The following is a 22,456-nucleotide window of genomic DNA, read 5'->3' on the forward strand; positions in this document are numbered from 1 at the left end:
AGCGGCCTGGGGCCGCTCGGCGTTTTTCGTGTCCTGGTTGCGTCTCGCCCGCTCAGCGCTCTTCGGCGGCGAGCTGCCCGCACGCCGCGGCGATTTCCTGACCGCGGGTGTCGCGCACGGTGCAGGACACGCCCTGCTCGCGGACGCGGCGCACGAACTCACGTTCCACCGGCTTGGGGCTGGCATCCCACTCCGAGCCGGGTGTCGGGTTGAGCGGGATGAGGTTCACGTGCACGAGGGACCCGAGCGCCTTGTGCAGCTTCTGCCCGAGGAGATCGGCACGCCAGGGCTGATCGTTGACGTCGCGGATCAGGGCGTACTCGATGGAGACGCGGCGTCCGGTGGTGTCGGCGTAGTAGCGCGCGGCCTCCAGCACCTCGGCCACCGACCAGCGGTTGTTCACCGGGACGAGCGTGTCGCGCAGCTCGTCGTCGGGCGTGTGCAGGGACACGGCCAGCGTGACCGCGAGCCCCTCGTCGGCGAGACGCCGGATGGACGGTGCGAGACCGACGGTCGAGACGGTCACCGACCGCGCCGAGATGCCGAGCCCGTCGGGTGCCGGCGAGGTGATCTGCCGGACCGCGCTGACCACGCGCTTGTAGTTGGCGAGCGGCTCTCCCATACCCATGAACACGACGTTCGAGAGGCGGCCCGGCTCGCCGAGCTCACCGTCACGAAGGGCGCGGGCGGCGGCCCGGACCTGATCGACGATCTCGGCCGTCGACAGGTTGCGGTCGAGACCGCCCTGGCCGGTCGCACAGAACGGGCAGGCCATGCCGCAGCCCGCCTGACTGGAGATGCACAGGGTGTTGCGCTCGGTGTATCGCATCAGCACGCTCTCCAGCAGAGTGCCGTCATGCAGTCGCCACAGCGTCTTGCGGGTGGAGTCGTCGTCGCACGAGATGTGCCGGACCGGCGTCAGGAGCTGCGGGAACAGCTTCTCGCGCACGGCGTCGCGGGACGCCGCGGGCAGATCGGTCATCTCCTCGACGTCGCCGTTGAGGCGGGCGTAGTACTGCCGGGCCAACTGGTTGGCCCGGAACTTCGGGAGACCCAATTCGGCCAGCGCCGCGACGCGGCCGGCGGCGTCGAGATCGGCGAAGTGTGTCGGCGGCAGCCCGCGTTTGGGCGCGTCGAACACCAGCGGTAATGCGGTCATCGGCCCATTGTCGCATGTCATGATGAACCCATGACCACACCCGATCGCCGGCGAAGCGGAAATCCGGTCCCGCAGTGGGGTTCGCAGGGAGAGCCCGGCTCCGCGTCCGCCTCTGATCCCGCGCCCGTGCCACCGACCCCGGCATCGGCGAGCGACGCCCCCGACGCCGTACTCGCCGAGCGCGACCGCCTGCGGCAGACCGTCGCCGATGTCGAGCACACCCGTACGCGCGCGGCCTGGTTCGGCGTGGTCATCGGGGCGATCATCCTGGTCCTGCTGCTGGTGTTCATCGTGCAGAACCTGGAGAGTCAGCGGATCGAACTGATCTTCTGGGAGGTCAACCTCCCGCTCGGCGTGAGCCTGCTGATCGCCGCGATCGCGGGTGCGCTGATCGTCGCCCTCGTGGGCGGCCTGCGCATGCTCCAGTTGCGCCGGGCATTGAAGAAGGCCGCCGGCTAGCGCCCGCGTTTCAGAGGAGAGCGGTCAGCACCGCCCACACCACGAACGCCGAGGGCAGCAGGCTGTCGAGGCGGTCCATGATGCCGCCGTGGCCGGGGAGCAGCGTCCCCATGTCCTTGATGCCGAGATCGCGCTTGACCTGTGACTCCACCAGGTCGCCGAGAGTCGCGCACACGACCAGGACGGGCCCCAGGATCAATCCGATCCACCAGTGGCTGCCGATCAGGAACGTGATGCAGCCGACCGCGCCGACCGTGCCGACGAGCAGCGAACCGACGAGGCCCTCCCACGACTTCTTGGGGCTGATCGCCGGCGCCATGGGGTGTTTGCCGAACAGGACACCGGCGGCATAGCCACCGACGTCGGAGCAGACGACGACCACCATGAGCGTCGCAACCCGGGCGGCACCGTCCTCCTGCGTCACCAGGTGGACGCCGAAGGATGCCAGGAGCGGCAGCCAGGCCAGCACGAACACGGTGAGTGCCAGGTCTACGAGGTAGTCCTCCGGTGCGTTCGAGATGCCCTGGGCGAGCAGCTTCCACACCATCGACACCAGGACGGTCGCGACGAAGGCGACCAGCACTCCGGTGGGCCCGTACGGCCAGCTGACCCAGATGATGACCTGACCGCCGATGAGCAGTGGCCAGAAGGCGACGTTGTACCCGGCGGTGTGCAGCCGCTTGGTGACCTCCCAGGTGGCGATCGCGAACGCGACGGCGACGAGGCCATACCAGAGCATCGGCGCGAACAGCAGGATCAGGATGATGCTGACCCCGAGCGTGCCTCCGACTGCGATCGCAGCCGGGAGGTCACGACCTGCCCGTGACTTCTTCTCGGGCCCGGACTTCTCCTCGGGCCCGGACTTCTTCTCGGGGTCGGATGCCTTCTCGCTCACACCTCGAGCAATTCGTCTTCTTTGTGCTTCACCAGCTCGTCGATCTGATGCACGTAGGTGGCCGTGGTCTTGTCCAGTTCCTTCTCGGCACGGGTGACCTCGTCCTCGCCGGCCTCGCCGTCCTTCTGGATGCGCTTGAGCTCGTCGGCGGCCTTGCGACGCACGTTACGGATGGCGACCTTCGCATCCTCACCCTTGCCCTTGGCCTGCTTGACCAGGTCGCGACGACGCTCCTCGGTGAGCTGCGGGATGGCGACGCGGATGATCGTGCCGTCGTTGGTCGGGTTCACGCCGAGGTCGGAGTTGCGGATCGCGGTCTCGATGTCACGCAGCGTCGACGCCTCGTACGGCTTGATGACGACCAGGCGCGGCTCCGGGGTGTTGATCGACGCGACCTGGGTCACCGGGGTCAACGCGCCGTAGTACTCGATGTTGATCTTGTTGAACATGGACGGATTCGCCCGTCCGGTGCGGATGGAGCCCATGTCCTCCTTGGCGACGTTGACCGCCTTCTCCATCTTCTCCTCGGCGTCGAGCAGCGCGTCGTCGATCATCTTCGTCCTTGTTCCGTTCGGTAGGGCCTGGCGAGGCGGTGTTCTCGTGCGGGGCGCGGGGTGTTTGTCAGGTGCTGACCAGCGTGCCGATCCGGTCTCCGGCCACCGCCCTGGCGATGTTGCCCTGTTGGAGCAAATTGAACACCAAGATCGGCATCTTGTTGTCCATACACAGACTGAAGGCGGTCGCGTCGGCGACCTTGAGTTCCTTGTCGAGGACCTCGCGGTGGGTGATCTCGGTGAACATACGGGCGTTCGGGTCGGTACGCGGGTCCGCGTCGTAGACCCCGTCGACGGCCTTGGCCATGAGGACCACCTCGGCCTTGATCTCCAGCGCGCGCTGGGCGGCGGTGGTGTCGGTGGAGAAGTAGGGCATGCCCATGCCGGCGCCGAAGATGACCACGCGTCCCTTCTCGAGGTGACGCTGGGCGCGCAGCGGCAGGTACGGCTCGGCGACCTGACCCATGGTGATGGCGGTCTGCACGCGTGTGCTGATGCCGCGCTTCTCCAGGAAGTCCTGCAGAGCAAGGCAATTCATCACGGTCCCGAGCATGCCCATGTAGTCCGAACGGCTACGGTCGAGGCCACGCTGCTGCAGCTCGGCGCCGCGGAAGAAGTTGCCGCCGCCGATGACGACGGCCACCTGGACACCGGAGTTGACGACGTCAGCGATCTGATCGGCCACGGTCGCGACGACGTCCGGGTCCAGACCGACCTCTCCCCCGCCGAACATCTCACCGCCCAGCTTCAACAGGACTCGATGGAATCCGGAACGCCCGGACCCGGAACGCTCGGACTTGTCGAGATCGGATGGGGTGGGATCGGGCGCTTCGCTCATTCGCTTCCTCACTCGTCGGTTCGGAGAACTATGGTACGTCCTCACCGAATGCGACCCGCGACACGCGTGGGTGTCAGCGTGCGAGCGCCGCGCGGAACTGGGGCCAGGCGCGGTGCAGTTCGTCCTGCCAGTACGGCCACGAGTGGGTGCCGCCGGGGTAGAGGTGGAAGGTCGCCGGCACCCCGACCTCGCGCAGCCGGCGCTGGAGGTTGCGCGTGCACTCGGCCGTCGCGGTCTCGATCACCGCACCGACGGCGAGCTGATCGAACAGTTTGGAGCCGTTCCCGTCGATGCCCGGGCCGTCGATCGTGTCGTAGCGCCCCGGTGTGCCGGAACCGTTGGACACATAGATCGACTTGCCGCGAAACGACGCCGCGTGCACATACGGGTCGTTGGCCCGCCATGCCGGACTCGTCGGCGGTCCCCACATGTTGAGGGTGTTGCCGTGGCCGCGTCCCTCCACGACCATTCGCACGACCGCCTGGCCCATCGGGTCGCTGGTCTGGGCACACCCGCTGAACGAGCCGAGCGCCTCGTACAGTTCGGGGGCGTGCAGCGAGAGCTGGAACACCGAGGTGCCGGCCATCGAGATGCCCGCGATCGCGTTGCGGCCGTTCCCGTCGAGACGACGGTCGATCACCGCGGGCAGTTCCGAGGTGAGAAACGTGGCCCATTTTTGCACCCCGAGCGCGGGGTCCGGATGCTGCCAGTCGGTGAAGTAACTCGCGGCGCCACCCATGGGTACGACCACGTTGACGTTCTGATCGGCGAAGTACGTCCGGATGTCCGTGCGGTCGAACCAGCTGCTGCCGCCGTCACCGCCGGCGGCGCCGTTCAGCAGGTACAGCGTGGGAGCCGGCCGATCCCCTCGTGCGGGAAGAACTTTGACGGTCACCGTCTGACGCATCGCCGTCGACCGCACCGCCAGGTCGATCTCGCCCGCAGGCTGCACGTATTCGGCGACGATCGACGCCGGATTCGGCTCCGCGGCAGAACGACTCGGCAGACCGACCATCATCGCCAGCACCGACAGCGCGACGAGACCCACTGCACCGAACATGCGGCGACCGTCCACCCCGGTGAGACCTTGTCCGTTCATCCACTCCGCTTTCCCACAGCACCACAGCGACGCGATCCGCATCACGGGCGATGCGGAGGCAGTCTGCCGCACGAAAGCGACGGTGTCCACCACGAACCAACTGACATCAGATGTGGTCAATTGTCCAGGAAGCCCGACATTTTCACCAAAACGAGGCCCATCCGTCGGAACACCGTTACATCACCGACGAATGTCAGGTAGCGTCCGGACGACCGTCGAAGCGCCTTGAGTCACCTGGATGACAAGCGTCTCGAGACCTGGTTCACCCGGTATCAAATCCCCTTCAGCAAAGAGGTGGTCACACGATGATTAAGTTCGGACTGATCGAGGAGTGGGACCCGCGCCCCGGTCATCTGACGAGTTGGGTGGCCTCACTCGCCTCGGTCACCGCCGCCGGACAGGCGCCAGTGCATCCCGTCCCCGCGTCGCATCAGCAGGAGGAATACCTGAAAGTTGCGTGGCGCAACGAATCCGCCGGTTTCCGGTTCGCCCGGTTGTGCCTCATGGCATTCGACGTCACGGCCCCGCTGGATGTGGAGGCGATGACCACGGCGGTCAACGAGTTCGTCCGGCGTCACGACAGTTTCCGTTCGTGGTTCTCGATGGAGGACGACGGTTCGGTGCTTCGTCATCTCGTGCCGACCGAGGACATCGAGATGGTGCCCGTCGACCACGGCGATCTCGACGCCGAGCGTCTCTGCACTCTCGTCCAGGAGGAGACGGCCGGTCCGTTCAACTGGGACTGCTTCACCTTCGGTGCGATCGAATGGGATGGCGGTTTCACGATCTACGCCGCCGTCGACCACCTCAACACCGACGGCATCTCCCAGGCGTCCACCTGCCTGGAGCTCATGACGCTCTATCTGAACGCCGCGTTCGGCGCCGGGGCCGAACTCCCCTCCGTGGGAAGCTATATCGACTATTGCGCACGTGAACGCGCCATCTCCCGGCAGCTCACCCGGCGCTCGCCGCACGTCGAACGGTGGATCGAACTGGTCCGGGCCAACGAGGGCAGGTTGCCCAGCTTCCCGCTCCCCCTCGGCACCGGCGACGAAGGTTACACGCGGAGTGCGCTTCTCAACGCGACGGTGTTCGACGAGGCTGCCGCCCAGCGCTTCGAGGACGTCTGCCGCGAACTGGGTTCCAACGTGATCTCCGGGGTCATGGCCATCGCCGCCCTGGTCTACGCCGAATTCACCGGCAAGAACGAGTATTTCGGCATGACACCGAAGAGCACCAGGTCCGGCGCCGAGGAGATGAACTCGGTGGGCTGGTTCACCAGCCTCATCCCGGTACCTCTGACGGTCGACGACACGACGACGTTCCGCAGCCTCGCACCGCAGGCGGCACGCAGCTACGCCGCCGGAAAAGAGCTGACCGACATCTCCTTCCACCGGGTGCTGGAGCTGGCCGAACCCGCGGACGGACTCGATGTCGTGCCCGGCTGGTCGGTGCCGATGATCTCTTACATCGACGTTCGCAAGCTACCGGGTGTGGAGATCTTCGAGGCAGGAAACGGTTGCCTGTTCGGCAACCGCGGTAGCAGCGAAGAGGTCTACATGTGGGTGAACCGCTTCCCCACCACGACCTCGATCACCTTCCTGTACCCGAACACCGACATCGCGCGGGAATCGGTGCAGCGCTACGTCGAACGCTTCGTCGAGGTCATCAGCACGGTGGCCGAGCAGGGTGACTATCGAGCCTCGTTGCCCGCACTCACCTCGTGACCGCAGGCCCGGCGTGGCTGGCCCTTGCCGGGTGTCTGCTGGGCGTGTTCATGCAGATGCTGGACACGACGATCGTCAACATCGCGCTCCCCGACCTGACGGTCGACCTCGGGGCGTCGACCTCGCAGCAACTTCTCGTGCTGACGGTCTACACGTTGTCGTTCGCGTGCACGCTGCTCACCGCGGCCACCCTCGGCGGACGGTACGGGCGTCGGCGCTTGTTCCTGATCGCGATGATCGCCTTCACCGTCACCTCGATGTTGTGCGGCCTGGCAACGGATCCGGTGATGCTCATCGTGTTCCGCGGTGCGCAGGGCATCAGCGCGGCGCTGATGTCCGCACAGACGCTGGCCTTGATCGCCGCCCTGTTCACCAGGGAACGCCACGGGCTGGTCTTCGGGATCTACGGCGCCGTGGCGGGTCTCGCCGCGATCCTGGGTCCCGTCGTCGGCGGCCTGCTCGTGCACGCCGACGTCGCCGGATGGGGTTGGCGCACCATCTTCTTCGTCAACCTGCCGCTCGGGATCGTTGCCTGCGTGCTGGCGTGGCGTCGACTCCCCGCCACCCTCGACCCCGATCCCGACCGGCCGGACATCGTCGGGATGATGCTCTCGGCGACCGCGCTGCTCCTGCTGTTGTACCCACTGGCCGTGGGTCGGGAACAACAGTGGCCGGCACTCCTGTGGGTCATGCTCGGCGCCGCCGTGGTCCTGTCGGTCGCCTTCGTGTGGCAGCAGAAGCGGCTCGCGGCTCGGGGCGGAACACCGTTGCTGCGCATGGATCTCTTCTCCTCCCGCCGGTTCGCGGTCGGACTGGGCATGTCGCTGCTGTTCTTCAGCGTCTTCGCGGGCTTCTTCTTCACCGTGTCGATCACGGCGCAGTTCGGCCTCGGGTACTCGGCGCTGGAGACCGGACTGCTCGCTCTGCCCTTCGCCTGCGGGGCGGCCGTGGGATCGCTCGCCTCGCCGTGGGCCGTCGCTCGCGTCAGCGCGCCACGGGTTCTGCTCGGCGGTGTTCTCACCGTCGGGGTGGCTTTCGCCTGGATCGCGCTGGTCCTCGACCCGGCGTCGGAAACCCTTCCGGTGGCGGCGATCCTGGCTCCCCTGGTCCTCGGTGGTGTCGGTACGGGATCGTTCGTCGCACCCCTGCAGGCGGTCATCCTCTCCGACACCTCGGCGGAGACGGTCGGGTCGGCCAGCGGCACGATCCCGACGGTGCAACAGATCGGTGCATCGATCGGGCTGGCGCTCGTGACGATGTTCTTCTTCGGACAGGTGGCCGGGCAGACCGACACGAGCGTGCCCGCGGTGCACGCGGAACTCGCCGTCGCACTGGAGGATTCGCCGGTCGATCCGATGTTCCGGCCGGCGGTGGCCGACCGGTTCACCTGGTGCGCGACACGACAGCTCACCTCGCCACATCCGGAACGACCTGCCACCGGATGTGCGGGCACCCCGGCGAACAGCACGGTCGCGGCGGTCGCCGCCGAGGCGCAGCGCTGGACCCAGAGTGCGGCACGCGCGGTCACCGCACGCACCTTCCTGGGTGCATTCCGCACGACGCTGTGGGTTCTGGCCGCACTCGCGATCGGTGTCGGCTGCCTGACGCTGGTGCTGCGGCGAAACGACAACCGCCCCGCCTCCACGATGGGAGACGGGGCGGTCGAGTCGTCGTCCGGGGAGACCCGGGAAACGATCAGGCCTGGCCGACCTCGAAGCGGGTGAAGCCCTTGACGGTCACGCCGGCCTCGTCGAGCAGGGCCTTGACGGTCTTCTTCGAGTCCTGGACGGACGGCTGGTCGAGCAGCACGACGTCCTTGTAGAAGCCGTTGACGCGACCCTCCACGATCTTGGGCAGAGCCTGCTCCGGCTTGCCCTCCTCCTTGGCGGTCTGCTCGGCGATGCGACGCTCGTTCTCGACGACGTCCGCGGGGACCTCGTCGCGGGTTGCGTAGCGCGCCTTGAGAGCTGCGACCTGCATGGCGGCGCCGCGAGCGGCCTCATCGGCACCCTCGCCCTCACCGGAGTAGGACACCAGCACGCCGACGGCGGGCGGGAGATCCGAAGCACGCTTGTGCAGGTACACGGCGACCGGGCCGTCGTAGTAGACGACGCGACGGAGCTCGAGCTTCTCGCCGATCTTGGCGGAGAGAGCGGCGATGGCCTCGTCGACGGTGCCGCTGCCGAGAGCAGCCTTCTTCAGCTCCTCGACATCGTTGGTCTTGGCCTCGGCGGCCGCGGCCACGATGTCATCGGCGAGCTTCTGGAATTCGTCGTTCTTGGCGACGAAGTCGGTCTCGGAGTTGATCTCGATCATGGCGCCGCCCTTGGCGGCGACCAGGCCCTCGGCGGTGGAGCGCTCAGCGCGCTTGCCCACGTCCTTGGCACCCTTGATGCGCAGCTCCTCGACGGCCTTGTCGAAATCACCGTCGTTGTTGGCCAGCGCGTTCTTGCAGTCCAGCATTCCAGAACCGGTGAGTTCGCGAAGACGCTTCACATCGGCTGCGGTGTAGTTCGCCATCGTTGGCGAGCCTCCTTCGAAAGAGTGTGGTGGGACCGAATTGCTGCGGCGGTGTTACTGAGCAGCCGGGGCGTCGGTGGCAGCCTCGCCACCGGCCGGAGCTGCGGCCTGGGTCAGCAGCTCCTGCTCCCACTCGGCGAGCGGCTCACTGCCGGCTTCCGGCTTGGCGTCGCCACCGGCGGCACCGGCGCGGGCCTGGAGACCCTCGGCGACGGCCGAGGCCACGACGCGGGTGAGCAGGGCGGCGCTGCGGATGGCGTCGTCGTTGCCCGGGATCGGGTAATCGACCAGGTCGGGGTCGCAGTTGGTGTCCAGGATCGCGATGACCGGGATGTTCAGCTTGCGAGCCTCACCGACGGCGATGTGCTCCTTGTTGGTGTCGACGACCCACACGGCCGAGGGAACCTTGGCCATGTCGCGGATACCGCCGAGCGTGCGCTCGAGCTTGTTCTTCTCGCGGGTCAGCATCAAGATCTCCTTCTTGGTGCGACCCTCGAAGCCACCGGTCTGCTCCATGGTCTCCAGCTCCTTCATGCGCTGGAGACGCTTGTGCACGGTGTTGAAGTTGGTGAGCATGCCACCGAGCCAACGCTGGTTCACGTACGGCATGCCGACGCGGGTTGCCTCAGCGGCGATCGACTCCTGAGCCTGCTTCTTGGTGCCGACGAACAGGATGGTGCCGCCGTGGGCGACGGTCTCCTTGACGAACTCGTAGGCCTTGTCGATGTAGGTCAGCGTCTGCTGCAGGTCGATGATGTAGATGCCGTTGCGGTCGGTGAAGATGAATCGCTTCATCTTGGGGTTCCAACGGCGGGTCTGGTGCCCGAAGTGTGCGCCGCTGTCAAGCAGCTGCTTCATGGTCACGACAGCCATGAGATTTCCTTTTGTCGCAGTTGTCTGTCGACACCGGGTTGGTGCCGACCCTGGCGCCTGCCGGCGAGTGCCACCCGAACCGGTCGATGACCAGGCCCGGGACTGCCCACTCGGGGTGTGTTTTCGCAGGCGCGCGAAGTCACCTCATCAACAACCGATGAGGTGCGGACGAAAGTTTACGCGCGTCGACCAGCGAAAACCAAAACGTTCCGGCCGCCGACCCGGGCCACGGATCCGTATCGGCGCCGCTTGCGTCCAAGAGGTGTGCCGACCGCTTGTTCCCGCTTTGTGCTCACCGCGTTGTTGTGGCTGGCCGTCCTGTGCCCGACCCCGCAGGCCGGTACCGCCGCACCGCGCCCCTATTCTGCCCCGCTGTCTCCGCGTCCGACGGTCGTGACCGGCTTCGATGCGCCGGAGAAGAGATGGCAACGGGGTCACCGGGGTGTCGATCTCGCGGCCGCACCCGGAGTGCCGGTCGCCGCGGCGGGAGCGGGTCGCGTGCGGTTCGCGGGCCGGGTCGCCGGACGCCCGGTCGTCTCGGTGCAGCATCCGGACGGGGTGATCACGACGTACGAACCGGTCGAGGCCGCCGTCGACGAGGGCGACCATGTGTCTCGCGGCGAGCTGATCGGCACGCTCGTCGCCGGACATCCGGGCTGTCCGGTGGCGGCGTGCCTGCACTGGGGCGCTCGACGCGGCGTCGGACGCGATGCGGAGTACCTGAACCCGCTGGGCCTCCTCGGAGCGGTGCGGGTCCGGCTCAAACCGCTGAAGCCGGGGCCACCACCGTGATCAGGCGCGGGGGTGTGCCTGGCGGTGCACCGCCCGCAGGCGTTCGACGCTCACGTGGGTGTAGATCTGCGTCGTCGCCAGCGACGAGTGCCCGAGCAGTTCCTGCACGACGCGTAGGTCGGCTCCACCTTCGAGGAGGTGTGTCGCCGCGCTGTGCCGGAGGCCGTGTGGTCCCATCGCCGGGCCGCCGGCGGCCGCGACCGCTTGGGACACGACCGACCGTGCCATCCGCTGGTCGAGCCGGCCGCCGCGTGCCCCGAGGAGCAGCGCGGCTCCTGATGTGGCGGTGGCCAGCGCGGGACGCCCGCGGCGCAGCCAGTCGTCGATGGCCTTGGCCGCCGGTTCGCCGTAGGGCACGGCACGTTCTTTGTCACCCTTGCCGATCACCCGCAGGATGCGTCGCCCGGTGTCCACGTCGTCGACGTCGAGTCCGCACAGTTCTCCGACACGAATTCCACTGGCGTACAACAACTCCAGGATCAGGCGATCTCGGAGTGCGATCGGGTCCCCGGGGTCGCGGTCCTGAGCGGTCGCATCGATCGCGGCGTCGGCCTGTCCGGGTGCGAGCACCGCAGGCAGGGTGCGATGTGCTTTCGGAGCCTTGAGTCGCTGCGACGGATCGGTGGCCATGATGCCCTCGCGAACCGCCCAGGTGCAGAAGGTCTTCGCCGCGGAGACCTGCCGCGCGATCGTCGTGCGGGCGGCTCCGCGGCGTGTCAGTTCGGCCAGCCAGGCGCGCAGGAGGGCGAGGTCGATGTCCGCCGCGGCGACTCCGCGGGCGCCGGCGAACGACAGCAGCGCCCGTGCACCACCGACGTATGCGCGGATGGTGTGTTCACTGCGACCTTTCTCCAGGCGCAGGTGATCGGCGAAGTCGTCGAGCATGTCCGTCAGCACAGCGTGCGGCGGGAGCGGGTGCAACCCCACACGCGGTGCCGTGGCCGGATCGATGCCTACCGGCCGGCTCTACCGACCGACACCGGCGCCCTCTTCGGCGGCGCGCAGTTCGGCCTTCCATTTCCGGAAGCCCTCTTCCGTGCGGCCGCGGCGCCAGTACCCGGAGATCGAGGCGTTGCCCGCGCTCACCTTGCGCTCCTTGCGGATGTAGCTGCGCAGGTTGTGCATGACGGCCTGGGCCTCGCCGTGGATGAAGACGTGGGGTTCGCCGTCGAGCCACTGCGCCTCGCGGACCGCGGCGATGAGGGGTGCGTTGTCGCCGGCGACCGAGTCGTCGACCTCCCCGGCCGGTCCGCCGCGGTGCACCCAGACGATCTCCGCGCCCGGGGGCGCGGTGAGGTCGAGTTCGTCGTCCGGCCCGGCGACCTCGATGAACACCTTGGCGACCGCGTCGGCCGGCAGCGCCTCGAGTGCGGCGGCGACGGCGGGCAGTCCCGCCTCGTCGGCGGCGAGCAGGTGCCACGGAGCGTCGGACTTCGGCCGATACCCGCTGCCCGGTCCGATGAACCGGACGGTTTCGCCCGGCTCCACCGAGGCGGCCCATGGGCCGGCGATGCCCTCGGTGCCGTGGACGACGAAATCGACGAGGATCTCCCGGGCCTGGGGATCGACACGGCGAACGGTGTAGGTGCGCAGGACGGGTTGCTGTTCGGGGGGCAGCGTCGTCCGCAGTTCCTGGAGGTCGAAGGGCTCCGGGTAGGTCACCCCGTCCGGCGCGAAGACGAACTTCACGTACATGTCGGTGTCGGCGTCACCGGGTGCGCCGACCGCCTCCTGGAAGTCGTCGAACCCTTCTCCGCCCAGGTAGAGGCGGACGAAGTGCGGGCTGATCTGTTCCCGTCGGAGCACCGTCATCGTGTTCACGCGCTTGGCCATGGAACCTCCTTGTCGCGACCACCTTACGCCTCTTACTTAGGTCTACCTAAGCGATGGTTTCGGTTCATTCCGGCGAACTCGCGGTACGCGCTTGTAAGGTTTTCTCACGATCAAGCGATGTGATCCGAGAGTTTGCAGTTCTTGAGATCCGACGTCGCGAGACCCGACCAGAGGCGATTCCATGCCGGACCACCCAGCGGAGCTCCAACCGACCCGAGAGGGTGCTCCGACGCGCGCATCGCGCCTCGGCGCCGACGACTGGCTCGACGCGGCGGTGGAGGTCCTTCTCGAGGACGGGATCGACGATCTGAAGATCTCCCACCTCAGTGCCCGGCTCGGCGTCACCAAGGGCAGCTTCTACTGGCATTTCACCGACATCGCGACGATGAAGTCCGAGCTCGCCGACCACTGCAAGAAGGTTCAGGCAGCGGCCGTGGCACAGATCGCGGAGCTCGAGGAGCTCCCTCCGATCGAGCGGATCGAGGGCATGACGCGGCTCATGTCCGACCCCCGGCGTTGGCGCATGGAGGCCGCGATGCGCAGGTGGGCCGAGACCGACGAGTCGATCGCGGACTCGATTTCGGAGCTGGACGGTCAGATCTTCCAGATCGCCCATCAGGCGATGCGTGAACTCGGCTTCGACGAGGCCGAGGCCCATGCCCGCGCGACCACGCTGCTCTACGCCGGTATCGGCTTCGTCCACGCCCACGGACGCCTCGGCGAGGCGACGCCCGACGACCTCCGCATCTTCCTCGACATCCTCACGCGGAAGTGAGTCACCCGGTGGCGAGTCGCCACTGACCGCCGACGTTCTCCACGAGCCCGTCGATGTCCAGTCGCGCCAGAGCCGCCCGCACGGCCGGTACCTCGAGCCCGGCCGCGAAGGCGATCTCCTCGATCCCGACACCACCCCGACCGGGGATCGCGTCGTGTACCCGCAACTGATCGGCGCTGAGCCCATCGGTTGGCTTCACCCGCCCCCGGCCGATGTCTCCCCCGCCGTCGGGCCGGACGAGGTTCACCGCCGACGCGACGTCGGACACCAGAACCGCCAATCCGTCGGCGATCATCCGATGACTGCCGACCGAGGTCGCCGACGTCACCGGTCCGGGGACCGCGCCCAGCGGACGGCCGAGCTTGCGCGCCCACGCAGCGGTGTTCGCCGCACCCGACCGACGGCCCGCTTCGACGACAACGGTTGCCCCGGACAGTGATGCGACCAGCCGATTACGGGTCAGGAAGCGGTGTTTGGCCGCGGTCGTACCCGGCGGATACTCGCTGATGACCGCGCCGGTCCGGGCGATCTCGGTCAGGAGCGCCGAATGCGCGGCCGGATAGTCGCGGTCTATCCCGCAGGCCATCACGGCCGCGGTCACCCCGCCGGCGGCCACGACGGCGCGGTGGGCGGCACCGTCGATGCCGAAGGCGCCACCGGAGATCACCGCGAATCCCTCACCGACGAGACCCGACGCCAGCATCTGCGTGACGTGTTCGCCGTAGGACGACGCCGCGCGGGAGCCGATGAGGGCGATCGAGGCGGCGGCGAGATCGTCGAGGCGGGCCGGTCCGCGGACCCAGAGTGCCAGGGGTTCACCACCGCGAGGGGCGGTGTCGGCCTGGCTCAACGCGAGCAGCGACCACGCCGGCCATTCGGGATCGGAACGGGTCACCAACCGCGCCCCGATCGCGGCGGCGGCATCGAGGTCCTCGGCCGCACAGTCGGAATCGCATCGTGCCGCGGTCGTGGCCAGCACCGGTTCATGACCGTCGGGCACCGTGCGCCTGCGGATGGCCGACGCCGCCTCGACCGCACCGACCTCGTCCACGAGCGCGATCACGTCCGCACACGGCGGTTCGGCCACGCGCGCCAGGTAGGTCCACGCCGACAGCTCCGCCGGGTACTTGCCACTCACCAGGTCGCTCCTCGGTCTCGGTACAGAAGTGCTTGTGCGACATCGTCTTCGACGGGAGCGTCGGTGCCGCGCAGATCGCTGAGTGTCCAGGCCAGGCGCAACGCACGGTCGGCGCCGCGTGCCGTCACCCGCCCGTCGCGGAGAAACAGTTCGATGGGCCGGAGGACGTCGGGAGGTAGCCGGAACTTCTGCCGCAAGGCCGATCCCGGTACCTCGGCGTTGGTGCGCCACCCGAATTCCGACCACCGCTCGACCGCGGCCGCACGCGCCGCGGTGACCCGTGCGCGAACCTCGGCGCTCGACTCCCCCGCCCCACTCATCAGCGCGGCATTTCCCGGCGGGTCCATGCGGACGCGGATGTCGACACGGTCCAACAGTGGTCCGGAGAGCTTGCCGAGATAGCGGCGTCGCACGACCGCGGTGCACACGCAGTCGACGTCGTGTGCGGGTGCACACGGGCACGGGTTCGCCGCGAGGATGAGCTGGAACCGCGCGGGATAGACGGCGACCCCGTCTCGGCGCGGCACTCGCACCTCGCCGTCTTCGAGCGGTTCCCGCAGCGATTCCAGGACTTTGACGCTCATCTCGGCGCATTCGTCGAGAAACAGAACTCCGCGGTGTGCCTTGGAGACCGCACCGGGACGGGCGAACCCGGTTCCGCCACCGAGGAGCGCCGTCGTCGACGAACTGTGATGTGGCGCGACGAACGGCGGCTCGGTGATCAGCGGACGCCCTGCTGACAGCTCCCCGACCAGCGAATGGATCGCCGTCACCTCCAGGGAATCCTCGAGACCCAGCGGCGGGAGGATGCCCGGCAGTCGTCGCGCGAGCATGGTCTTGCCGATGCCCGGCGATCCGGTCATCAGGACGTGATGCGCTCCGGCCGCTGCTATCTCGAGTGCATGCCGCGCCTCGTGCTGACCCACCACGTCGGCCATGTCCGGGATCGGCGGCGGCTTCGTGGGTGTCGTCCGGTGGAAGTTGTCGAGTACGAGGTCACCCGCGAGCCAGGCCGCCACCTCCTTGAGGCTCGACGCGCCACCGACGTCCATCCCCTCGACCAGCGCCGCCTCCGCCACCGTCTCGATCGGCACCACCGCACGTCGATAACCGGCTTGACGCGCAGCGATCACCGCCGGCAACACTCCCCGGATCGGCCGCACGTTCCCATCGAGACCGAGTTCACCCAGGAAGATCGTCGACACCAGCTTCTCCGACGACACCTGTTCTGTCGCAGCCAGAATCGCCACCGCCATCGACAGATCAAATCCCGAACCCACCTTCGGCATGTCGGCCGGCGACAACGCGACCGTCACCTTCAGGTCGGGAAACGTGAACCCCGAGTTCTTGATCGCCGCCCGCACCCGGTCCCGAGCCTCCCGCACCGACGCATCCGGGCTACCCGTCACCGAGAAACCCGGCAACCCCGACCCCACACTCGCCTGTACGTCGACGACATGCGCCGCAAAGGCGTTGAGCCCCACCGCCTGTGTTTGCCCCAACATGGGCACAGTGTGGTCGAGGAGCCCGGTCCGGAACCGTGTCACCACCGCCGGACGGATGATCTGTGGATGAACGTCGAGTTGTTCAGCGGCCGGACTATGGCCTGGGTTTCTACGGAACGAAGTCGCACGCGATATCAATCCGGCGGATTCGACTGTCGCGCAATACCTGACAGCCGGACCCTGTGGATACGAATCAGATTTTGTCGGTGGTCTGATCTACATTGGTAGTCAGCAAGTGATCCAGCCGGACGGGCTGGCACGGCAACACTTCTGGGGGCAGGGTGTCGGGGAATCGGGTCGATCTACCGGGCGAGTCTTTCGCCGGGGTCGATCCTGCCAACCCGTACGAGGCCGGCATGTACGAGTTGATGGAGGAGCTGGCGCAGTCGAAACGCCGCCAGTCTCATGAGGACTGGCGGCGCTACGAAGCGGTGAACGCCATCGCCGAGCGCTGCATCGCGGTGCGTAGCACGCTGGGTGGTGCGATCGTCGTCAGCGGCGACACTGATTGCGTCATCCGAGTGGCGCGGCAACTCTCCCTCACCCGGCGCCAAGCCGAAATCCTGGTCGACGAGGCCATCGGCCTGCGGGAATCGCTGCCCGAGGTCCTCGACACACTCCGCGACGGGATCACCACCCGGTGGCAGTTGCAGGTGATCCTGTCCCGCACCGCCCTCGTACCGTACGACTCCTCGATCACCCCGACCCTCGATGCCGAGATCGCCGCCACCCTGCGATCGAAGAAAGGCTCGTGGACGCGGGCCCGGCTACGGGACATGGTCGACCGCCTCGTCTTCCGCCACGATCCCGACCTGGTGCGCGAACGCCGCAAAGAAGCGCTCGATAACCGTGGCATGTATACGCACACCCTCGACGACGGGACCGCCGAGCTCACCGGGGTGATGGCTGCGGAGAACGTACGTATCGCGGCCAAAGCCGTTCGCGTGCTCGCCGATTCGGTGTGCAAACACGACGGCCGCACGGCAGGTCAACGTAACTCGGATGCCATGTTCGCGTTGCTGACCGGCACCGAGTTCGAGTGCCTATGTGATCGCGAGGACTGCACCGCGGAGGTTCCCGAACCTGATGCAGTGGTCGCGGCGGTGCGCAGCGAGGTCGTCATTCACGTCGTCACCGATCAGGCGACTCTCAACGGCGCTCCGGGGATCGGCTGGGTCGATGGGCATGGTGTCATCTCCGGTGAGCATGTCCGCGACCTCGCCACCCGGCCCGACGCCGCGATCAAGCCCGTCACCCCGGTCCGCACCCCACCCACGCAGGTGGCCGCCGAGAACAACGACGACAACGACGCGAAACATGAACGGACACGTCCGAATTCGACAGCGTCTGACGCTACGACTGCGGCGAACGCCACGCACGAGGAGGCAGAACCGTCGTCGGAGGTCGTCGTGATCTACCCGGGTTCCCAGCCGTCGGATCCGTACCGCCCGACCACGGCGTGTGCGGACTTCGTCCGTATCCGGGACGGGTACTGCACCGAACCCGGCTGCGAGCAGTCATCGTTCGACTGCGACCTCGACCACGTCACCGAGTTCGACCGTCAGCGCCCGACCCGCGGCGGTCTCACCTCGAGTGAGAACCTCAACGCGAAGTGCCGGTTCGGGCACCTGCACAAGACCTTCGGCGACTGGGTCGACGTTCAGTACCGCGACGAGGACGGCCGCCTGGTCACCGAATACATCACCCCGGAGGGCTACCGCATCCGCGGCGACGCCGAAACCCTGGAAGACCTCTTCCCCAACCTCCGGCGTATCCGGTTCGAACAACCTGCCCAAGCCCCACCGAAACCCCGGGTCATCACCGGCGACGACGCGCCGCCGCCGACCGATCGAACCGCCGCGAAACACGCCCGGCGGCGAGCCGAACGTGCCCGCAACAAACGCGAACGCGAACGTCGGCAGGTCGAGGATGGCCCCGCACCGTTCTGATCGGTCACCCACGCTAGGCTCGACAACCGATGAGTGACGGAACTTTCGACAAGGCGTTCGTCGGCGACCTGAACCGACTCTTCCGCTGGCGACGCGACGTCCGTCGATTCAGCCGCGAACCCCTCGAACCACACCTCCTCCCCGAGATCCTCGAGGCCGCGGAGCTCTCTCCGTCGGTCGGCAACAGTCAGCCGTGGCGATGGGTCGAGGTCCGGACAACGTCGGTGCGAGAGACCGTGCGCGACAGCTTCATCCGATGCAACGCCGAGGCACTCAACGGTTACACCGGCGAACGCGCACACCTGTATTCGTCACTGAAGCTCGCCGGCCTCGACGACGCACCAGTCCATCTCGCCGTCTTCTGCGCGCCCGACGCCGAGCAGGGCCACGGCCTCGGTCGCCAGACCGTGCCGGAGACGCTCGAGTACTCGGTCGTCACGGCCATCACCACGATGTGGTTGGCGGCCCGGGCCCGCGGCGTCGGCATCGGTTGGGTGTCCATTCTCGAACCCCACGCAGTGACCGAAGCACTCGCGGTTCCGGCCACGTGGAAACTGGTCGCCTACCTCTGCGTCGGATATCCCGAACACGAGAACGACATCCCCGAACTCGAACGCGTCGGCTGGCAGTCGCGCACCGAGTCGGAGAAGCGGCATCTCATCCGCTAGGCGGAACCGCCCCGGCGCCAGGATCGTGGTGCCGACCGCGATTCGGAAGCGCCGGCAGTTCGTCGGCGCGTTTCGCGGCACGTGACCGCAGTGCCCTTAGTTCGCCGTAGAACTTGTTGCGCGAGTTTCCCTGGAGATTCAGCGGCACGTCGAGGTGGGAGACGAACACATCCTCGAGTAGCCACGGCTCATCGGACTCGATCCACGACACCACGGTGTTGGTATCCATCCATCGATCGAGGTCCCATTCACCTGAACCGAAGTGCCGCTTACCGGCATTCCCGTACCGGCGCAGTTCGATTCCCAGTTGTTCCGCCAACAAGACACCGAGACTGAGACGTAGTGTCGAGGTCGAGGCCCGCCCACGGTAGTGATTGCGCAGACGCTTGCGAAGGTTCTGACTACGTCGGGATCGTCCGGACGTCGTAGGTTTATTGGGGCTGATCCCGACGTACAGCAGGGTGAGACCATCGCGCTTCACACATGCCGAAGGGTCAATCCGATCCGAGGGCAGATCACGAAACCACCACGCATAAATCCCTGCCCGCTGCGGAACGTCACCCGCAAGCACTTGGCCGCGCGCATGACGCGCACCGCGCAGGAACTCCTCCAGACGGCCCAAGCCATCGTCCCCGTCGACGCCACGTCTGTCGCTCACTCGTCCCGTGTAGCAGCGCCACTACGGCTCAAGGCACCGCCGGATGTACCCGAGACCAGATCGTGACCCAGGTCGACCACTGCTGTGACCCAACTCCAGTAACAATAGTCACGTCAATAACTTCAGAAACACCTGTCACACGGAGGTCTGCGTGCCCAGCCGTTTCACCAAAGGTGTCCGACTGGCGCTGGCGGGAGCCTTCGCAATCGGTACCACCGCGATCGTCCTGACCGCCGGTACCGGCATCGCCCAGGCCGCGCCGTGCGGCAATTCCGGAAACGGTTCGAGCTTCCTCGGATTCGGCTCGTCGGGCTCATTGGGCTCGGACTCCGGCTCGGGTTCCGGCTCCAACGTCCCCAACCCGGGACCTCAGCGACCGCTCATCCCCTACGTCGGGTCCATCTCCCGCAGCGTGGGCTGGGTGACCGGCCCGTACAGCAAGAACGACACCTACGACCGCTTCGGCATCGGCGGCACAGATCTGGGCATCGCCTGGGACAACGGTCGCGGCCAGACCCTCATGGCCTTCGGCGACACCTTCGGCAACTGCAACGCCCCGAGACAAGAGTGGCGGCACAATGTCCTCTTGCGCTCGAACGACAACGACCTGGCCGACGGGCTGAAGGTGCCGAACGGAGTGGCGGGAGACATCAACTCGGGCACCGTGATCGGAGATCGGCCGAACTTCGCCCAGGAACTCATCCCGTCGCTGGGCATCTCCAACATCGAGGTCACCACGATCCCGACCGCGGCGATCTCGCTCCCCCGCGGCGACGGCTTCCGCCAGTACATCAACTACATGTCGGTACGGTCGTGGGGTTCGCCGGGCAACTGGGTCACCAACTACTCGGGCATCGCCTACTCCGACAACAACGGTCAAACCTGGACCAGCGACCCCGACACCATCCTCATCAACGCGCCGATCGACCTCGCCCTGCCCGGCAACCTCCGCGCGGTCGACGTCAACAACGGCAAGTTCCAGCAGAACGCGTACATGCGCGGCCGGCCCGGCTCCGATGAAGCGGACTACATCTACCAGTTCGGCACGCCCAACGGCCGTTTCGGCGCCGCATTCCTGGCGCGATTCAAACCCGAGGACATCCTCGACCTCGGCAAGTACGAGTACTGGTCGGGCGAGCGGATCGGTTGGGTGGACAGCATCAGCGACATCCACGACACCGAAGGTGTCGTCGCCCGCCAACCCGTCAGCGAACTGTCGGTCTCGTGGAGCCCGTACCTCAAGAAATACGTCATGCTCGACGGGGACAACGGCATTCGGCTTCGCACCGCCGACCATCCGGAAGGCCCCTGGAGCGGCCCGCGCACCATCGTGGCACCCGGCAACCCGGTCGTGTACGGACCGATGATGCTGCCGAACTCGCCTGCGCTGATGGGCACGGGTAAAGATCTGTACTTCAACGCCTCACGCTGGAGCGACTACAACGTCATGCTGATCCGCTCCGATCTCAGCAAGCTACAGACCACTCAGTCGTAGACGCCCCGGTGATGTCTCACCCGGGCACGTGCGGGATCGTCCGGGGTGAAGCCGTCGAGCTGCACGCTGATGACGTCGAACCGGATCTGACGCCATCGTCGTTCCTGCCCGGCGAGCCAGGTGCGCGCAAGCCGACGCATCCGGGCGAGCTTGTCCGGCGTCACCGCCATGACGGGATCGTCGAAGGTCCGGCTCGCACGGGTCTTGACCTCGACGACCACCAGCGTCCCGCCGTCCGTAGTGTGCGGGTCGACGGCGACGAGGTCGAGTTCGCCATATCGGTTGCGCCAGTTACGTTCCAGGACAATCCAACCCAGTGATCCGACGAAGTCGGCGGCGATGTCCTCCCCCAGCCTGCCGACGTGCGCGCGACGATTGACGGGACGACCGGCAGACGGAACGGGATCGCTCATGCCCTGAGCTTCGCCGAACACAGCACGGCCGCGGTGGGACTGCTCCCGCCGCGGCCGTATCTGTGGACAACCATCGGGTTCTGCACACTGAGGTGCTCACCCGAGAAGAGTTCAGGGTTCGTCGGGAAGCCGCAGTTCCGGCTTCTCGAGTTCCTCGATGTTGACGTCCTTGAACGTGATCACCCGAACCTGTTTGACGAAGCGCGCCGGCCGGTACATGTCCCAGACCCAGGCGTCGCTCATCCGTAGCTCGAAGTACACCTCACCATCGGTGTTGCGGGGAATCATCTCGACCGCGTTGGCAAGGTAGAAGCGCCGCTCCGTCTCCACCACGTAGGTGAACTGCCCGACAATGTCCTTGTACTCGCGGTACAGAGAGAGTTCCATCTCGGTTTCGTACTTCTCGAGATCCTCAGCACTCATCCTGTAAGCCTATCCCTGTTGTCGTTTGCGCTGGAGACCACTCGTGCCGCGACGTTCCGGTACGACATGCGGTGTTGTGGTGACGGTCCCGCCGCATCGATGCGGGACATGTGAAGTGGCGTGCTATAGCCTTTGTGGATCGCGAAGTCGTAACCGGGGAGGTCGGAGTCCATCGCGACCATGATCCGATCCCGCGTCACCTTCGCGATGATGCTCGCGGCGGCGATGCAGGCCGCGGCCCCGTCCCCACCGATCACCGGCAGCGACGGCGCGGTCAGCCCGGGGACGACGAAACCGTCGGACAGCACATATCCGGGCGTCACGTCGAGCGCTGCGACTGCTCGGCGCATGCCCTCGATGTTCGCGACGTGGATGCCGATCCGATCGATCTCGGCGGCGTCGATGACGACCGCACTCCATGCGTCGGCATACCTGGTCACCGATCGGTACAGCGTTTCCCGGGTTTTCTCGGTCAGCCGCTTGGAGTCGTCGAGTTCGGCGAGCGAGGCCAACTGCGTCGGCTTCAGCACGCACGCCGCCACCACCAGCGGGCCGGCGCACGCACCGCGACCGGCCTCGTCGACGCCCGCGACCGGGCCGAGGCCCTGCCGGTAGAGCGCGAATTCGAAAGTCCGCAGTCCCGCCGCACGACGGACGGGTGAGCGCGGTGGCCATCGACTCAT

Annotated in this window: 23 protein-coding genes; 8 read left to right on the plus strand and 15 right to left on the minus strand. The window is 67.0% G+C overall.

Features of this window, described 5'->3' with window-relative positions:
* Positions 1 to 52 precede the first annotated feature (52 nt).
* Positions 53 to 1,159 (minus strand): 23S rRNA (adenine(2503)-C(2))-methyltransferase RlmN, encoded by a 1,107-nt coding sequence (gene rlmN, locus NWF34_RS01435; protein WP_024498413.1) that lies wholly within the window; start codon positions 1,157 to 1,159, stop codon positions 53 to 55.
* Between the two features lie 30 nt (positions 1,160 to 1,189).
* On the opposite strand from rlmN, the gene NWF34_RS01440 reads away from it, so the two are divergent.
* Positions 1,190 to 1,618 (plus strand): lipopolysaccharide assembly LapA domain-containing protein, encoded by a 429-nt coding sequence (locus tag NWF34_RS01440; RefSeq protein ID WP_024498412.1) that lies wholly within the window; start codon positions 1,190 to 1,192, stop codon positions 1,616 to 1,618.
* 10 nt (positions 1,619 to 1,628) lie between these two features.
* Here the strand turns inward: NWF34_RS01440 and NWF34_RS01445 are convergent, their stop codons facing one another.
* The 4 genes from NWF34_RS01445 to NWF34_RS01460 form a co-directional block, all read right to left on the minus strand.
* Positions 1,629 to 2,513: a phosphatidate cytidylyltransferase gene (locus NWF34_RS01445; protein ID WP_258324072.1), complete on the minus strand. Its 885-nt coding sequence runs from the start codon at positions 2,511 to 2,513 to the stop codon at positions 1,629 to 1,631.
* Positions 2,510 to 3,067, minus strand: coding sequence for a ribosome recycling factor (frr, locus tag NWF34_RS01450; RefSeq protein WP_258324073.1), 558 nt, complete (start codon positions 3,065 to 3,067; stop codon positions 2,510 to 2,512). Before frr ends, NWF34_RS01445 begins: the two co-directional genes overlap by 4 nt.
* Before the next feature lie 67 nt (positions 3,068 to 3,134).
* Positions 3,135 to 3,905 (minus strand): UMP kinase, encoded by a 771-nt coding sequence (gene pyrH, locus NWF34_RS01455; protein WP_006438142.1) that lies wholly within the window; start codon positions 3,903 to 3,905, stop codon positions 3,135 to 3,137.
* Positions 3,906 to 3,978: 73 nt separating this feature from the next.
* Positions 3,979 to 5,004, minus strand: coding sequence for an alpha/beta hydrolase family protein (locus NWF34_RS01460; protein ID WP_258324074.1), 1,026 nt, complete (start codon positions 5,002 to 5,004; stop codon positions 3,979 to 3,981).
* A 305-nt stretch (positions 5,005 to 5,309) separates the two neighbouring features.
* On the opposite strand from NWF34_RS01460, the gene NWF34_RS01465 reads away from it, so the two are divergent.
* Positions 5,310 to 6,731, plus strand: a complete 1,422-nt coding sequence (locus tag NWF34_RS01465; RefSeq protein WP_258324075.1) for a condensation domain-containing protein — start codon at positions 5,310 to 5,312, stop codon at positions 6,729 to 6,731.
* Positions 6,728 to 8,455 carry an MFS transporter gene (locus NWF34_RS01470; RefSeq protein ID WP_258324076.1) on the plus strand — a complete coding sequence of 576 codons (1,728 nt, stop codon included), beginning with the start codon at positions 6,728 to 6,730 and terminating at the stop codon, positions 8,453 to 8,455. The genes NWF34_RS01465 and NWF34_RS01470 overlap by 4 nt, the downstream gene beginning before the upstream one ends.
* Here NWF34_RS01470 and tsf read toward each other — a convergent pair.
* Complete coding sequence (gene tsf, locus NWF34_RS01475) at positions 8,427 to 9,251, minus strand: translation elongation factor Ts (RefSeq protein ID WP_006438157.1); 825 nt, start codon at positions 9,249 to 9,251, stop codon at positions 8,427 to 8,429. The genes NWF34_RS01470 and tsf overlap by 29 nt on opposite strands.
* Before the next feature lie 54 nt (positions 9,252 to 9,305).
* Positions 9,306 to 10,124, minus strand: coding sequence for a 30S ribosomal protein S2 (gene rpsB, locus NWF34_RS01480; protein ID WP_006438158.1), 819 nt, complete (start codon positions 10,122 to 10,124; stop codon positions 9,306 to 9,308).
* A gap of 264 nt (positions 10,125 to 10,388) precedes the next feature.
* On the opposite strand from rpsB, the gene NWF34_RS01485 reads away from it, so the two are divergent.
* Entirely contained in the window at positions 10,389 to 10,916 is a 528-nt protein-coding gene (locus NWF34_RS01485; protein ID WP_024498406.1) for a M23 family metallopeptidase, read from the plus strand.
* Here the strand turns inward: NWF34_RS01485 and NWF34_RS01490 are convergent, their stop codons facing one another.
* Both NWF34_RS01490 and NWF34_RS01495 read right to left on the minus strand, forming a co-directional pair.
* Positions 10,917 to 11,801, minus strand: coding sequence for a tyrosine recombinase XerC (locus tag NWF34_RS01490; protein WP_051349599.1), 885 nt, complete (start codon positions 11,799 to 11,801; stop codon positions 10,917 to 10,919). It lies immediately after the preceding gene.
* An 81-nt stretch (positions 11,802 to 11,882) separates the two neighbouring features.
* A complete protein-coding gene (locus NWF34_RS01495; protein ID WP_024498404.1) occupies positions 11,883 to 12,749 on the minus strand; it encodes a siderophore-interacting protein in 867 nt (288 codons plus the stop codon).
* A 181-nt stretch (positions 12,750 to 12,930) separates the two neighbouring features.
* On the opposite strand from NWF34_RS01495, the gene NWF34_RS01500 reads away from it, so the two are divergent.
* Positions 12,931 to 13,524: a TetR/AcrR family transcriptional regulator gene (locus NWF34_RS01500; protein ID WP_258324077.1), complete on the plus strand. Its 594-nt coding sequence runs from the start codon at positions 12,931 to 12,933 to the stop codon at positions 13,522 to 13,524.
* Position 13,525: 1 nt separating this feature from the next.
* On the opposite strand, the gene dprA is transcribed toward NWF34_RS01500, so the two are convergent.
* Both dprA and NWF34_RS01510 read right to left on the minus strand, forming a co-directional pair.
* On the minus strand, positions 13,526 to 14,662 hold the full coding sequence (gene dprA / locus NWF34_RS01505; RefSeq protein ID WP_024498402.1) for a DNA-processing protein DprA: 1,137 nt from the start codon (positions 14,660 to 14,662) through the stop codon (positions 13,526 to 13,528).
* Positions 14,659 to 16,209, minus strand: coding sequence for a YifB family Mg chelatase-like AAA ATPase (locus NWF34_RS01510; protein ID WP_258324108.1), 1,551 nt, complete (start codon positions 16,207 to 16,209; stop codon positions 14,659 to 14,661). The genes dprA and NWF34_RS01510 overlap by 4 nt, the downstream gene beginning before the upstream one ends.
* Positions 16,210 to 16,523: 314 nt before the next feature.
* On the opposite strand from NWF34_RS01510, the gene NWF34_RS01515 reads away from it, so the two are divergent.
* Positions 16,524 to 18,116 (plus strand): HNH endonuclease signature motif containing protein, encoded by a 1,593-nt coding sequence (locus tag NWF34_RS01515; RefSeq protein WP_232513102.1) that lies wholly within the window; start codon positions 16,524 to 16,526, stop codon positions 18,114 to 18,116.
* A 29-nt stretch (positions 18,117 to 18,145) separates the two neighbouring features.
* Complete coding sequence (bluB, locus tag NWF34_RS01520; RefSeq protein ID WP_024498399.1) at positions 18,146 to 18,784, plus strand: 5,6-dimethylbenzimidazole synthase; 639 nt, start codon at positions 18,146 to 18,148, stop codon at positions 18,782 to 18,784.
* Here the strand turns inward: bluB and NWF34_RS01525 are convergent.
* On the minus strand, positions 18,774 to 19,442 hold the full coding sequence (locus NWF34_RS01525) for a GIY-YIG nuclease family protein (protein ID WP_232513101.1): 669 nt from the start codon (positions 19,440 to 19,442) through the stop codon (positions 18,774 to 18,776). The two genes, bluB and NWF34_RS01525, sit on opposite strands and share 11 nt — an antisense overlap.
* A 151-nt stretch (positions 19,443 to 19,593) precedes the next feature.
* On the opposite strand from NWF34_RS01525, the gene NWF34_RS01530 reads away from it, so the two are divergent.
* Positions 19,594 to 20,937, plus strand: coding sequence for a DUF4185 domain-containing protein (locus NWF34_RS01530; RefSeq protein WP_024498397.1), 1,344 nt, complete (start codon positions 19,594 to 19,596; stop codon positions 20,935 to 20,937).
* Here the strand turns inward: NWF34_RS01530 and NWF34_RS01535 are convergent.
* The 3 genes from NWF34_RS01535 to NWF34_RS01545 form a co-directional block, all read right to left on the minus strand.
* On the minus strand, positions 20,928 to 21,350 hold the full coding sequence (locus NWF34_RS01535; protein WP_024498396.1) for a YraN family protein: 423 nt from the start codon (positions 21,348 to 21,350) through the stop codon (positions 20,928 to 20,930). The genes NWF34_RS01530 and NWF34_RS01535 overlap by 10 nt on opposite strands.
* A 111-nt stretch (positions 21,351 to 21,461) precedes the next feature.
* On the minus strand, positions 21,462 to 21,773 hold the full coding sequence (locus tag NWF34_RS01540; RefSeq protein ID WP_005198978.1) for a DUF2469 domain-containing protein: 312 nt from the start codon (positions 21,771 to 21,773) through the stop codon (positions 21,462 to 21,464).
* On the minus strand, positions 21,770 to 22,456 hold the full coding sequence (locus NWF34_RS01545) for a ribonuclease HII (RefSeq protein WP_006438169.1): 687 nt from the start codon (positions 22,454 to 22,456) through the stop codon (positions 21,770 to 21,772). Before NWF34_RS01545 ends, NWF34_RS01540 begins: the two co-directional genes overlap by 4 nt.

Origin of the sequence: Gordonia sp. GONU (assembly GCF_024733855.1) — a bacterium.
Lineage (GTDB): Bacteria > Actinomycetota > Actinomycetes > Mycobacteriales > Mycobacteriaceae > Gordonia > Gordonia amicalis.

What these genes read in the sequence shown, in the direction of transcription:
- NWF34_RS01540 (WP_005198978.1), bottom strand. Translation starts at nt 21,773, where the DNA reads ATGAGTGCTGAGGATCTCGAGAAGTACGAAACCGAGATGGAACTCTCT.
- NWF34_RS01515 (WP_232513102.1), top strand. Translation starts at nt 16,524, where the DNA reads ATGTACGAGTTGATGGAGGAGCTGGCGCAGTCGAAACGCCGCCAGTCT.
- bluB (WP_024498399.1), top strand. Translation starts at nt 18,146, where the DNA reads ATGAGTGACGGAACTTTCGACAAGGCGTTCGTCGGCGACCTGAACCGA.
- NWF34_RS01440 (WP_024498412.1), top strand. Translation starts at nt 1,190, where the DNA reads ATGACCACACCCGATCGCCGGCGAAGCGGAAATCCGGTCCCGCAGTGG.
- tsf (WP_006438157.1), bottom strand. Translation starts at nt 9,251, where the DNA reads ATGGCGAACTACACCGCAGCCGATGTGAAGCGTCTTCGCGAACTCACC.
- NWF34_RS01495 (WP_024498404.1), bottom strand. Translation starts at nt 12,749, where the DNA reads ATGGCCAAGCGCGTGAACACGATGACGGTGCTCCGACGGGAACAGATC.
- NWF34_RS01465 (WP_258324075.1), top strand. Translation starts at nt 5,310, where the DNA reads ATGATTAAGTTCGGACTGATCGAGGAGTGGGACCCGCGCCCCGGTCAT.
- frr (WP_258324073.1), bottom strand. Translation starts at nt 3,067, where the DNA reads ATGATCGACGACGCGCTGCTCGACGCCGAGGAGAAGATGGAGAAGGCG.
- NWF34_RS01490 (WP_051349599.1), bottom strand. Translation starts at nt 11,801, where the DNA reads ATGCTCGACGACTTCGCCGATCACCTGCGCCTGGAGAAAGGTCGCAGT.
- NWF34_RS01535 (WP_024498396.1), bottom strand. Translation starts at nt 21,350, where the DNA reads ATGAGCGATCCCGTTCCGTCTGCCGGTCGTCCCGTCAATCGTCGCGCG.
- rpsB (WP_006438158.1), bottom strand. Translation starts at nt 10,124, where the DNA reads ATGGCTGTCGTGACCATGAAGCAGCTGCTTGACAGCGGCGCACACTTC.
- pyrH (WP_006438142.1), bottom strand. Translation starts at nt 3,905, where the DNA reads ATGAGCGAAGCGCCCGATCCCACCCCATCCGATCTCGACAAGTCCGAG.
- rlmN (WP_024498413.1), bottom strand. Translation starts at nt 1,159, where the DNA reads ATGACCGCATTACCGCTGGTGTTCGACGCGCCCAAACGCGGGCTGCCG.
- NWF34_RS01545 (WP_006438169.1), bottom strand. Translation starts at nt 22,456, where the DNA reads ATGAGTCGATGGCCACCGCGCTCACCCGTCCGTCGTGCGGCGGGACTG.
- NWF34_RS01500 (WP_258324077.1), top strand. Translation starts at nt 12,931, where the DNA reads ATGCCGGACCACCCAGCGGAGCTCCAACCGACCCGAGAGGGTGCTCCG.
- NWF34_RS01460 (WP_258324074.1), bottom strand. Translation starts at nt 5,004, where the DNA reads ATGAACGGACAAGGTCTCACCGGGGTGGACGGTCGCCGCATGTTCGGT.